This is a genomic window from Paraburkholderia sp. D15, assembly GCF_029910215.1.
GTDB lineage: Bacteria > Pseudomonadota > Gammaproteobacteria > Burkholderiales > Burkholderiaceae > Paraburkholderia.
On sequence record NZ_CP110397.1, the window covers coordinates 152421 to 163788 of the forward strand.

Annotated in this window: 11 protein-coding genes; 3 read left to right on the plus strand and 8 right to left on the minus strand. The window is 60.5% G+C overall.

Annotated features, from left to right (window positions below):
- Position 1 precedes the first annotated feature (1 nt).
- A complete protein-coding gene (locus LFL96_RS35275; protein ID WP_281004356.1) occupies positions 2-1297 on the minus strand; it encodes a glycosyltransferase family 1 protein in 1296 nt (431 codons plus the stop codon).
- Positions 1298-1806: 509 nt separating this feature from the next.
- On the opposite strand from LFL96_RS35275, the gene LFL96_RS35280 reads away from it, so the two are divergent.
- Positions 1807-4494: an ATP-binding cassette domain-containing protein gene (locus tag LFL96_RS35280; RefSeq protein WP_281004281.1), complete on the plus strand. Its 2688-nt coding sequence runs from the start codon at positions 1807-1809 to the stop codon at positions 4492-4494.
- Positions 4495-4550: 56 nt separating this feature from the next.
- Here the strand turns inward: LFL96_RS35280 and LFL96_RS35285 are convergent, their stop codons facing one another.
- On the minus strand, positions 4551-5498 hold the full coding sequence (locus LFL96_RS35285) for a glycosyltransferase (RefSeq protein WP_281004282.1): 948 nt from the start codon (positions 5496-5498) through the stop codon (positions 4551-4553).
- Between the two features lie 64 nt (positions 5499-5562).
- Complete coding sequence (locus LFL96_RS35290) at positions 5563-6258, minus strand: PIG-L family deacetylase (RefSeq protein WP_281004283.1); 696 nt, start codon at positions 6256-6258, stop codon at positions 5563-5565.
- A 143-nt stretch (positions 6259-6401) separates the two neighbouring features.
- Here LFL96_RS35290 and LFL96_RS35295 point away from each other — a divergent pair, with 143 nt between their 5' ends.
- Entirely contained in the window at positions 6402-7643 is a 1242-nt protein-coding gene (locus tag LFL96_RS35295) for a phosphatidylserine decarboxylase family protein (RefSeq protein WP_281004284.1), read from the plus strand.
- Positions 7644-7767: 124 nt separating this feature from the next.
- Here the strand turns inward: LFL96_RS35295 and LFL96_RS35300 are convergent, their stop codons facing one another.
- Positions 7768-8643: a manganese catalase family protein gene (locus LFL96_RS35300; RefSeq protein WP_020068334.1), complete on the minus strand. Its 876-nt coding sequence runs from the start codon at positions 8641-8643 to the stop codon at positions 7768-7770.
- Positions 8644-8801: 158 nt separating this feature from the next.
- On the opposite strand from LFL96_RS35300, the gene LFL96_RS35305 reads away from it, so the two are divergent.
- The gene (locus LFL96_RS35305; RefSeq protein WP_281004285.1) at positions 8802-9302 is read left to right on the plus strand and encodes a ferritin-like domain-containing protein; all 501 of its coding nucleotides are present in this window, start codon (positions 8802-8804) and stop codon (positions 9300-9302) included.
- Between the two features lie 131 nt (positions 9303-9433).
- Here the strand turns inward: LFL96_RS35305 and LFL96_RS35310 are convergent, their stop codons facing one another.
- From LFL96_RS35310 to LFL96_RS35325, 4 genes are all read right to left on the minus strand, one after another.
- Entirely contained in the window at positions 9434-9946 is a 513-nt protein-coding gene (locus LFL96_RS35310; protein WP_131316894.1) for a hemerythrin domain-containing protein, read from the minus strand.
- A gap of 78 nt (positions 9947-10024) precedes the next feature.
- The gene (locus tag LFL96_RS35315) at positions 10025-10567 is read right to left on the minus strand and encodes a hypothetical protein (RefSeq protein WP_281004286.1); all 543 of its coding nucleotides are present in this window, start codon (positions 10565-10567) and stop codon (positions 10025-10027) included.
- A 47-nt stretch (positions 10568-10614) separates the two neighbouring features.
- The gene (locus LFL96_RS35320) at positions 10615-10842 is read right to left on the minus strand and encodes a hypothetical protein (RefSeq protein WP_281004287.1); all 228 of its coding nucleotides are present in this window, start codon (positions 10840-10842) and stop codon (positions 10615-10617) included.
- Between the two features lie 70 nt (positions 10843-10912).
- Positions 10913-11320 (minus strand): NUDIX domain-containing protein, encoded by a 408-nt coding sequence (locus tag LFL96_RS35325; protein ID WP_281004288.1) that lies wholly within the window; start codon positions 11318-11320, stop codon positions 10913-10915.
- Positions 11321-11368 lie beyond the last annotated feature (48 nt).

An 11368-nucleotide genomic window follows, 5' to 3' on the forward strand; every position in this document is an offset into this window, starting at 1 on the left:
CCTAACGGAACGATGCGCCGGCCGCTGCTCGCAGCGGAACTTCCACGCGGTCTTCCGTGGCTTTGGCGGGCACGAGCCGCGCGGTGCGCATATAGATCTGCGCGAGCGATTCGCCCACACCGCGCCATGTGAACTCCTTGCGCGCGCGTTCGACGCCTGCTTCGCCCATCCTCCGAGCGAGCGCGGGGTCGCGCCGCAACTGGTTCAGGCGCGCGGCGAGCGCGGCCGGATCGCGCGGCGGCACGAGAAAGCCGGTGATGCCGTCTGCAACCGAATAGCGGATGCCGCCGACATCGGCGCCGATCACCGGCGTGCCGCAAGCCATGGCCTCGACCGGTGTGATACCGAACGGCTCGTACCAGGGCGTCGTCACGAACACGTCTGCCGCGCTGTAGTAGTAGCGCAATTGCGCGCGCCCGCGCCGTCCCACGAAAATGGTTTGTTCAGCTACGCCGCATTCGCGCGCGATGCCGCGAAGGCGCGCGATTTCCGGCGTGGCCTTTTCATTCGGCGCGTCGGAATTGCCGCCCACCACGTAGAGTTGCGCAGAGGTCCGGAAGGCTTTCTTCAGTACACCCACGCCGCGAACCACGTTGTCGATACCCTTACGCTGCACGAGCCGCCCGAGCTGAAGCACGGTGAACTGGTTTTGCTGCCAGCCGAGTGCGTCGCGAGCGGCTGCACGGTCCATCGGGTGAAACTCGTCGGCGTCGAAACCGCACGGCACGATCTCGATGCGCGCGGGGTCGGCGTGGTAAAGCTCAATCAGGTCTGCTTCATCCTGCGGGCATTCCGCGACCACCACGTCGGACTGCGCGACAAGGTCGTCTTCGATTGCGAAGCGCTCGTCAGGAAAGCCGTCGCTCGCGCCCTGGTGTATCCGCCGAACGCGGCCGAGCGCATGAAACGTCGTGACGAGCGGCACGCCGAGCGCCGCCTTGACCTTCAATGCCGCGAGCCCCGACATGAAGAAGTTCGCGTGCATCACGTCGTACGGCGTTTTCTCGCGGCGGAAGAACTCAATCAGGAACGCGGCGAACTCATCCATGAAGGGCAGCAGCAGTTCTTTCGGCAACTGCATAGGCGGCCCTGCGGGGACGTGGATCACGCGGACGCCCTCCATGTCGGATATGAGCGGTAGCAACGCGCGGTCGCGCCGCGTGAACACGTCCACCTGATGGCCCATCTCTGTCAGTTCACGCGCAACATTCGCGACATAGATGTTTTGTCCTCCGCTGTCGACGCCTCCGGCGACGGCAAGGGGCGAGGCGTGTTCACTGATGAGGGCGATCTTCATTGAGATTCCTTCGCGGAGATTGGCATTAGCGGGGGCGTCCATGGCGCGTTTTGCTGAGCACTCTTATGCAATTTCACGCAATACAACGCTGTTATCCGGCATCAGCATGCGCTGTGCCTAGCGCTGCGAGTGACGCGCGAAGCGCAATGCGGCGTTGGGTGCGGAGAAGCGCTGTAGCGTTCCCTTTTTTCGCGCAAGGAAACGGTGTGGCGTTCCCTTTTTCTACAAGCGGCCATGTAAGTTCGATCACCGTCATCAACGTAGACGAAAATATTTTCTTCAACGTGCTGCTTTCATCGCGTGCCGCTAATGTGTCGTCTATGCTAAGTTTTGTCCGGCGGCGGGCGCAGGGTTTGCTGCGAGGTGTGCTCCGCTGTGTGGGCATTACTGCCTCAGGCGCACGTGCCCGACATGCACGCTACTCGTCGCGCCGCCGCTTTGCGAATCCGCTTCGTGGAATCTAATGCCGGGCTGCAGTTCACGCGCTGCCGCGGCCTTCTCAGGACACCATGCCGAACTCCGCAACGCTGCCCCGTTCCCAGTTGACCCGCCGCATTGCCGCCGACCTGATGCGCGCAGTCTGGCGTTATCGCAACCAGACCGTCGCTGCCTTGCTGCTGATGGTTGCCGCGAAGCTCTCCACTGTTCTGATCCCGCTCGTGCTCAAGCATGTGGTGGACGAACTGGGGCACCCGGTCGCGCAGGCGCTGTTCCCGGTGTTCCTCGTGTTGGCTTATGCATTACTGCGTTTTCTCGGCGATGCATTGAACGAAGCGCGCGACGTGGTGTTCAGCATCGTCACGCAGCGCACCGTCGCAGCATTTACCGAGCGGACTTTCGCGCATCTGCATCGCATGAGTGCGCGCTTTCACACGAAACGCGAGACCGGCGCAATAGTTCGCGATGTGCAAAAGGGCGCCGACGGCATCGGCTTTCTGCTCGGCGTCGCGCTATTTACGATCGTGCCGACCGCGTTCGAGATTGCGACCATCGTCGCGATCATGGTCCACAATTACGCGCGCGAATTCATGATCGCGATTGCGGCAACCTTCGTTTGCTATGCGGCGTATACATTCGTGTTCACCCGGCGGCGCGTTGCGTTCCAGCGCGCGGTGAATGCTCTGGAGGCGCAATCGGATGGCCGGCTCGTCGACAGTCTGCTTAACTACGACACGGTCAAATACTTCGCCACCGAAGACACGGAAACGAAGCGGTTGTCGGTCGTGCTCGACAAGTGGGTGCACGCCAGAACGGCGAATCAGCGCGCGCTGACGGCGCTGCACGTAGGGCAGAGCGCGGTGATCGCGTTCGGCATTGGCGCAATCATGCTGCTCGCGGCGCAGCACGTGGTGGCCGGAAGCATGACTGTCGGCGATCTGATTCTGGTGAATGCGTACATCATCCAGATCTGCATGCCGTTGAATACGCTCGGCTTCGTATTTCGTGAGACGAACGACGCAATGGTCAATGTCGAGCGCATGTTCGAAATCTTGGCCGCGCGTGGGCGCGTTGGCGAGGATATCGACGAACCGGCCGCGAAACCGCTAGTGGTGAGCGCAGGGCACATCTCATTCGAGCACGTGGACTTCGGCTACGACCCGGCTCGGCAGATTCTGCGCGACGTGGACTTTCATGCGTATCCTGGCAAGACTCTGGCGATTGTCGGCGGCAGCGGGTCGGGCAAGTCGACACTCGTGAAGCTGCTCTTTCGTCTTTATCAGCCAAACAGCGGCAGGATTCTTATAGACGGACAGGACATCGGTCACGTTACGCAAAAGAGCCTGCGCGAAGCAATCGGCATCGTGCCGCAAGACACGGTGCTGTTTAACGAAACCATTGCCTATAACATCGCGTACGGCAGGCCTTCGGCAACGCGCGCGGACGTGGTGCGGGCGGCGCGCGCGGCGCAACTCGACGAATTTATTGAACGTCTGCCCGATCATTACGACACCCGCGTCGGCGAGCGCGGTGTGCGGCTCTCGGGCGGCGAGCGCCAGCGCATTGCCATTGCACGCGCCATTCTGAAGGACCCGCGCATCATCGTATTTGACGAGGCAACCTCCGCGCTCGACACGCGTTCGGAACGCGCGATCCAGACCGAGTTGACGCGGCTCGCGCAAGGCCGCACGTCGATCGTGATCGCGCACCGGTTATCGACCGTGGTCGACGCCAACTGGATTCTGGTGATGGAGCATGGCCGCGTGGTCGAGCAGGGCACGCACCGCGAGTTGCTCACGCGTGAAGGCGTGTACGCGAAGATGTGGTCCCTGCAATGGCAGCAGGGCGAACTCGAGCACGCGCAACGCAAGCTCACCGCGCAGTCTGTCAGCCTCGCGGCGCTGATGGCCGGCGTGATCGACGCGTTGCACGACGAAATTGCCGCGCAACGGGTGACGCTGTATCCGCAAATCAGCGACAACGATCTGCGTGTGACCGGCGACCCGAGCGTGCTGCAACCGCTGATCGCCGAGCTGTGCCGCAACGAGATCGTGCACGCGAGGCCGGGGCAGCGCATCGAGCTTCGCGTCGAGCGGCATAACAATCAGGTGTGGGTCACGGTACTCGGCATGGGCGAAAAGCCCGCTGAACTGTCGCAAGCGGCTGCTCGTTATATGGAGGAAGCGCTGGCTGCGGCGGGCGGCAGCTTCACGCTAATGACGCTCAACGGGCGGCTCGCCTATGTCGCCATGCTGCCTTTGCGTCCGGTGGCCGACGCTGATTCACGTGCCGGTTCGGCGGCAATGCCGTTGACCTCGGAAGTGGACGGCGCGGCGCCGCTAGAAGGTCTCTTTGTCATGGCTATCGACGACCAGGAAGACGCGCTCGACGCATTAGAAGCGGTGCTTGTGTCGAGTGGCGCGCGCGTGCGAACTGCGTCGTCGGGCAAGGAGGCCCTGGAGTGGTTCGCTGCCACACCGACCACACAATGGCCGCACGCGTTGCTATGCGACATCGTGCTCGCGGACGAAGACGGTTATGACGTACTGCGCCGTTTGCGACGTCTGGAAGCCGATCGGCAACTGACGTTGCAGGACCGCGTGCCGGCGATCGCGATCACCGGCTACGCGGAGGGGGAAGACCGTATGAAAGCGGAGATGGCCGGTTTCCAGGCGCATCTTTCGAAGCCGGTTGCACCGGAGAAGCTGATAGGCGAAATTCGCAATCTAGCGATGGCGTCCGCACGCACGGGCGTATAAAGCGGGAGGCGGTGCGCGTTCGCCGCGCGCATGTGCGCCTCTCCACGTCCTGCGGCTCAGGTACGCGCGTCGACTTTGCTTACCGTTGGTTTTGCGCGAGCAGTGGCTGGCACCGGCGCCGCCATTTGACGCTCGCCCGTGCGCACTCGTTCGAGCATGCTTAGCACCTGAGCCGGCACTGGCTTGCGGTGTCTCAATGCCCATGCGAGCCCGCGCAACAGCGGAACCGCGTCGCGCGCGAGGGTGCCTTCACGTGAGAACGTCGCAAGCGCATGCATGGTCGCGCGGCTCGCTTCGGGCCAGGGCAGGCGCAGGCACGCGATCCACGCGGCATTACGCGCAAGTGTGCGGCGCCGCATGCCGCTATCGCGTGACGGCGACGGATGATGGTGCACGGTCAATTGATCGCAATAGACAATCGCGTGTCCGGCTGCCAGCACGTCCAGCGCGACGAGTTCTTCTTCGCCGCCGATAAAAAGGCGCGGGTCGTAGCCGCCCAGTTGGCGAAACAGCGACGTGCGAAAAACGCATGCGCCTGCCATATAGCCGATCAACGCGGGGCCCGGCAGCCCTTCGCTGCCAAGCGGACTTGCACGCATGACCGAGCAGGTCGGGTCCGTGAGGTTGTCCTCGCCGACCACCACGCGCGCGCTCAGTACGCCCGCATTCGGCCACGCATCGAGCAATTGCACCGCACGATCGAGGGAGCCTGGCTCCCACCACGTGTCGTCGTCGCAGAAGGCCACGTAGTCTGTACCGACGTACGCGGCGGCGCGATTACGTCCGGCCGCGCCGAGATTCGCCCCGCATTCGACGATGCATACAGTGGGAAACAGCGCCTTCACGAGCGCGACGGTGTTATCGCTGGAGCCGTTGTCCGCGACAAAAATGGGTGGGTTTTCGGGAAGGGCGAGTAGGCGCTCGAGGGTGGCCACAAGCTCGTCGGCGCGGTTGTACGTCAGAACGACGACCGAAATGCGCCGGGAAAGCGATTTTTTTTCCATGCGGTTCGTTATTCTTGACGAGGCGATGCCCCGTTCAAGCAAACGCTGTGCCGTCCGCTTTCAATTAGCTTGAGGCTCTTTGCAGCCGCCAATACTTTTCGGTCGAATAAAGCGAGCTTTGCCCCTGTGGGCCGAACGCGCGCAACTGGCTCGCGTATGCGGCAATAGCTTCTCGTTTGGTCTGCTCATGCGCGCTGAATGCATTGACCGGTGCCCTCACGTCGGTAGTGGGGGACAGCGCGTAGCCGCGTTTGGTCAGTTCTTCAATGCGCTCCGATACCGCTTCTTGCCTCTGCCTATATGGCACGTCTTCGTAGGCGTGAAATGCGGTGTCAGGCATAACGTCGATCAGCGCGAGACATGCGTCCGACACTAAAGTGTGGTCGGAATGGAAGATGCCCAGCGGGAAGAACACGTTCTCTGGACTGTGCTCGTTGAGCGTGCGGCGAAGCGTTCCGGTCAGATCATCGGGGCTCGGTGTCAACAGGTATTGCGCATCGCAGAAGGACAGATGTACCGGTTGTGCGCCCAGCTTTTGCAACGCCCGAATGTCCTCCTGCTTGCGCGTCTGCATTGCCTCAAACGCATCCGTGAAACCGGATTGTCGGTCCCAGTCAGTGGACATGTTCTCCGGCGGCGGCGCGGTGAACACCGTGCAAACAATGGCCGATGGATTAGCTGCGAGCAACAACCCGCAACTCAGAACGGCGTCGTCGAGATGTGGAGAAACGACGAGGAGACGGGCGCGCGATTGCATCATTTTGTGATGGACTTGCTTAAAGACGACAGGAACAGCTGGCTTGCAAATAGCGGGCCTGGTTCTGAAACATGATCTGAAAGCTAACAGGAATGACCTTTGCAAACCGGTGGGAGTATTGTTTCCGATGAGCCGAAAGGATCAGCATGACAGACAACGACAAAACCGCCACCGAGCGGCGCAGGCTCGGCGGCTGGCTGCCATCGAACGAAGAGCATCTCGCGCGATATCGCACCGACCTCGCGGAAAAAGCCCGCGCTCGCGCGCATGCGCCGCGAACGTCGGCGGTAGAAGATCTGGCCGCGCTTCTGAACGGCGACCCAGTTCTTCGCATGGATATGACGCGTGCAATCGATCAGGCCCGCGACGCGGGTTATGTGCTCGGCTATTCGTCAATAGACGAGTTGATGGTGATCATCGATTACGTAATGACTTATGCGCCGCCGTTCAGCGAGACCAGTCTGATTCACTGCCCATTGAATGCGGTGCTGGACTGGCCGATGTGCATGCCGTCCGGCTACGCATTGTTCCGCGACCCGGCATTGAACCAGCGGCTTAAACGCGTGCTCAATTGCTGGTGCGGGTTCCTGAGTGGGCCGCATTCGCGGGAACACCTGAATACGTCGGCGCCGAATGGATGGTTTTCGCCCGAGGCCGATGAGCGGATCGGCATGTCGCAGTTCGTCTGCGATACCGACAAGCCGTATTGGGGCTTTTCGTCATGGAACGACTTCTTCACGCGCCGGTTCCGCGAGGGCGTACGGCCAGTCGATCAGCCGGATAACGACAAGATCATTGTCAGTGCCTGCGAGGCGGCTCCGTATAACATCCAGACAGGCGTCAAGCTGACCGATACTTTCTGGATCAAGGCACAGCCTTATTCGCTACTGGATATGTTTTCTGCTAGCCAGCGCGAAATTGCACAGCGCTTTGTCGGCGGCTCGATCTATCAGTCCTTTCTCAGTGCATTCAATTACCACCGGTGGCATGCGCCGATAAGTGGCGTCATCAAGAAAGCGTACGCGCTGGACGGCACCTATTATTCCGACGCCGATTCGGAAGGCCGCGACGCCGGCGGTCTGAACGATTCGCAGGGCTACATTACCGCGGTGGCGGCGCGCGCCGTGATCGTTATCGAAAGCGACGATCCTGCGATCGGTCAGGTCGGCTGTCTTTTCGTCGGCATGGCCGATGTGTCATCGTGCATGATAGAGGCGTTGCCTGGCCAGCGCGTCGCCAAGGGCGATGAAATAGGTTTTTTCCAGTACGGCGGCTCGACCTGCTGTCTCGTCTTCGAGCCGGGTGTCATCAGCAGTTTCGTGCCGCAACCACCTTTCGACCACCCGCCGCCAGTCAAGGTGAATACGCACATCGCGACCGCGAGGTAATCCTCGCTGCGGTCAACTCTGATCTTCAACTAGCGTGGAACTGATGTTCGAATGCCGCGAAGCGCAATGCGCTTCGCGGCATTTTTTCTTCTTGATCGCGGGGCAGCCCGCCGTGGATAAACGCTTAGCCCGGCTGCTTACCCGAGCCAAGATCGGCGCCCGTCATCGGATCCGATTCCGTATCAGATGCGGTCCTCTCGGCCAGCGCGCCTAGCACTTCGACATCAGCTTGCGTCACGTTGACCGATGGCAGACCGTCGCCACCATCCACTGCCGGCTGCGGCGCCTCGACGAATTCCCACTCCGGGCCCTCGTTCCACGGACCGCGTGCGTCGCCTTCGCCAGCCGACATGTTGTAGTACACGTTTGTAAATTCCGGAACACCCGGCAGCTTGCCTTGCGGGAAGTTCGGCTGAATCGAGTGCAGCGCTTTCTCGAACGACTTCTGGTGAGCGATCTCGCGCGTCATCAGGAAACCAAGCGCTTCCTTGATGCCCGGGTCGTCCGTGACATTCAGCAGGCGCTCATAGACGATCTTCGCGCGCGCTTCGGCAGCGATATTCGAGCGCAGGTCGGCGGTCGGTTCGCCGATCGTGTCGATGTACGCAGCCGTCCACGGTACGCCCGCGGAGTTCGTGAGCGCAGGCCCGCCGCCATACAGCAGCGCGGTGGTATGCGAGTCGTTGCCGCCGCCTGTCAGTGAGCGATACAGCTCTGCTTCCTGCTCGACCCCTTCGGCCAGTTGGCCTTTCGCGCCCTTGTTCAACATAGCGACGATGGAGCCGATTACTTCAAGGTGACTCAGTTCTTCAGTAGCGATGTCGAACAGCAAATCCTTGCGGCCCGGGTCGTCTTCTGCGACCGCCTGAGTAAAGTACCGGCACGCGGCCGCTAACTCGCCTTGAGGTCCGCCGAATTGCTCAAGCATCAGATTGGCGAGGCCCGGATTTGGGGCGGCGACACGCACGGTATATTGAAGTCGTTTGTTGTGGACGAACATTGGTTTCTCCGCTAAGTATGGTTGGGAAACTTTCGACTGCACGCTTCCTTGCGCATCCCGCATACCTGAGCCATTAAATCGTCACAACGCGCCTGCCGATGTTCTGGCACACGCGTTGCGGATTGCAGGGCTCCTAACCACTACCTTGGGAGTTGCACATGACACAGCGAAAGGCCATCGACGATCTGTTCGTTCACATGCTGTCGGATATCTATAGCGCCGAGAAGCAGTTGACCAAGGCATTGGCGAAACTCTCGCGTGCTGCGTCCGATCCGCAATTGAGCGAGGCGCTCAAAATGCACCTGGAGGAAACGCAAGGACAGGTGGAAAGAATCGATAAGGTTGTAGAAACGAGTGGCGTGAAGTTGAAAAGAATGAAGTGCGTCGCGATGGAAGGCTTGATCGAGGAAGGGCAGGAGCTGATCGACGAAATGGAGAAAGGCGCAGTGCTCGATGCCGGCCTGGTCGCTGCCGCGCAAAAGGTGGAACACTACGAAATCGCCGCATACGGCAGCCTGTGCGCGATCGGAAAGCAGTTGGGTTTCACCGATGCCGTCAATCTGCTGAAGGAAACGCTGGAAGAAGAGAAGGCGACGGATTTGAAGCTGACCGAATTCGCGGAGCGAGCCGGCAACGAAAAGGCGAAGCAGCAGAAGTAAGTGGGGAAGTCCCGCCGGCTGAAAAGCGACGCGGGACTGAGAGAGCGGTTTTGATCGTGTGCTCCGGCCCATTCAAGGGCCGGTTTTTTTGCGAGCCACGCGCGCCGCATGACCCGCGACAACTTCGCGCGTCAGGTCTTGTCGCCGACCGCACGGCTGCCGACTGCGTCGAGCTTGCCCTGCAGTTCCATCTTGCGCTGCGCGATTTTCTGACCCAGTCCCTTCACATTGAGATTGGCCTTTCGCAATTCCGGAAACAGTTCGTTCTCTTCTTCCTCCACGTGATGTTGCACCATTTCGCTCATCACTTTGAACGTCGCGTCGAAGCCTTTATCGCCCGCCTTGAGCGTTTCGAATTTGCTGATCAGTGTTTTCACGAGAAAGTGCTCGACGTACGCTTCCTCCACGTCGACCACATCGCCTGACGGCAGCGCTTGAGCCGCAGCGGGGTAGAGCAGTTCTTCTTCGATGATGGTGTGAATGGTGAGCTCTTCGCACGCGCGCTGCGCCAGCGTGGCTTTCGCTTCCAGATCGTCTTCTTTAGCTTCTTTGAACGCAGTGAATAGTCGCTCGACGGCGCGATGATCCGCGATCAGCAGTTCGAGTGCATCGTCTGTATTGGGGTTCGGTTGTTTTTCGGGCATGTCGCTCTCCGTGTTGAAACGCCGCCTGGCGGCAGGTTTGAACGGGGTAACGCAAGCACTGTGCCCATGCGCCGCAGTTTAGTTTTTGCTCTTGCGCGGTGCTGCAGCGTTCAGCAGCGGATTGAACGCTGCTGTTCTCTTCGGCTGCCGCGTGGGCGAGTCGGAGTTTCTCTCTTTGTTTTTGGCGGTGTCTTTCGCTTTGTCTTTCACGTTCGCGGCACGGCCGCGCCGCGGAGCGCGAGCACTCCCGGACAATTGCTGCGCCAGTTCTGCGCTGTCGTCGTCCTGATCCGCGGATTCTTCTTCGTGCTCGTCTACGTCCTCCGCCGCGCTCGCAGGATTTTTAGTTCGCGATACGCCGGCTATGTGCTCGATTACCGACAGGAAGGATTTGCTCGCCGAACGTAACGATTCGCCTGGCAACATGGTGAGAACGACCACTTCGTGAAGCGAGCGTCCGTCGACGGTGCGTTGAGACGGTCTCGTGTCCCAGTCCGTGTTCTCTTGTGCGAAAACGGCCAATAGCCGTTCGAGGACAGCGGGCGATAGCACGCCGCCGTCGTACAGGCTGATGATTGCGCGCTCGGCAAGAGCGAACGGCGAAGCGGAAGTTTTAGGCATCGTTTTGTGCTCTTCGCCGGGCGCGCTGTTTCGACGATTGTCGCCGGTCAGACGGTTTGCCTTGCTTCACTGTCCTTCAGCTCACCGTGCCGATGCGCATGCGTGGCCGCATATTTGAGCTCGAAGTGTGCGCCTTTGCCGCTGCGCGTAGGCGGAAAATGTTCTCCCTTTACGCACGTTACTTCGAAGGTGTCTTTGCCGTCGTCGTGAACGACTGAATAGATGCCGGCGGTCTTGACGATTTCGCCGGGCTTGAACGAGTTATCTCCTGCCATTGTGAAACTCCGTGGGTAAGTAAGCGACAACCTTCGTCATGCAACGCTCGTGCCACGCTTCCCGGTGCGCTCAGAACGCCCGCAATGGACTCGACCTCCGAGCGGGCCCCATGGGACTGCTCTCTTCCAGAAGTATCTGAACGATGCCGCGAGTCGACACGCTGACCCATGCCGAACGAACGTCTTTCACGCTGACCCAGCGGCATCGGCTGATTTCATTGCTCGGTATCGGCTCGACGTTGTCGGGAATACGCGCGGCAAATACATAGTGTCGAGTGCGGGCGCCCCAGAACTCGAAAATGTACTGGAGCGGGATGCCGCTCATTTGAGTCTCTTCAAGAAGCTCGCGAGCGGCTGCGTCGAACGCGGGCTCACCGATCTTGCATCGACCGCCGGGCAGCGCCCATCGTCCGTTGGATCTTGCGACCAGCAGGATGTGAATAGCGCGCAGGCAAAGGATGGTGGCTCGATGCTTCATGACATTTCGGGGTAATCAGTGCGACTTTGGCGCACGTTGCATGTTGCA

What these genes read in the sequence shown, in the direction of transcription:
- LFL96_RS35310 (WP_131316894.1), bottom strand. Translation starts at nt 9,946, where the DNA reads ATGCCCGAAAAACAACCGAACCCCAATACAGACGATGCACTCGAACTG.
- LFL96_RS35325 (WP_281004288.1), bottom strand. Translation starts at nt 11,320, where the DNA reads ATGAAGCATCGAGCCACCATCCTTTGCCTGCGCGCTATTCACATCCTG.
- LFL96_RS35285 (WP_281004282.1), bottom strand. Translation starts at nt 5,498, where the DNA reads ATGGAAAAAAAATCGCTTTCCCGGCGCATTTCGGTCGTCGTTCTGACG.
- LFL96_RS35295 (WP_281004284.1), top strand. Translation starts at nt 6,402, where the DNA reads ATGACAGACAACGACAAAACCGCCACCGAGCGGCGCAGGCTCGGCGGC.
- LFL96_RS35300 (WP_020068334.1), bottom strand. Translation starts at nt 8,643, where the DNA reads ATGTTCGTCCACAACAAACGACTTCAATATACCGTGCGTGTCGCCGCC.
- LFL96_RS35280 (WP_281004281.1), top strand. Translation starts at nt 1,807, where the DNA reads ATGCCGAACTCCGCAACGCTGCCCCGTTCCCAGTTGACCCGCCGCATT.
- LFL96_RS35315 (WP_281004286.1), bottom strand. Translation starts at nt 10,567, where the DNA reads ATGCCTAAAACTTCCGCTTCGCCGTTCGCTCTTGCCGAGCGCGCAATC.
- LFL96_RS35290 (WP_281004283.1), bottom strand. Translation starts at nt 6,258, where the DNA reads ATGATGCAATCGCGCGCCCGTCTCCTCGTCGTTTCTCCACATCTCGAC.
- LFL96_RS35320 (WP_281004287.1), bottom strand. Translation starts at nt 10,842, where the DNA reads ATGGCAGGAGATAACTCGTTCAAGCCCGGCGAAATCGTCAAGACCGCC.
- LFL96_RS35305 (WP_281004285.1), top strand. Translation starts at nt 8,802, where the DNA reads ATGACACAGCGAAAGGCCATCGACGATCTGTTCGTTCACATGCTGTCG.
- LFL96_RS35275 (WP_281004356.1), bottom strand. Translation starts at nt 1,297, where the DNA reads ATGAAGATCGCCCTCATCAGTGAACACGCCTCGCCCCTTGCCGTCGCC.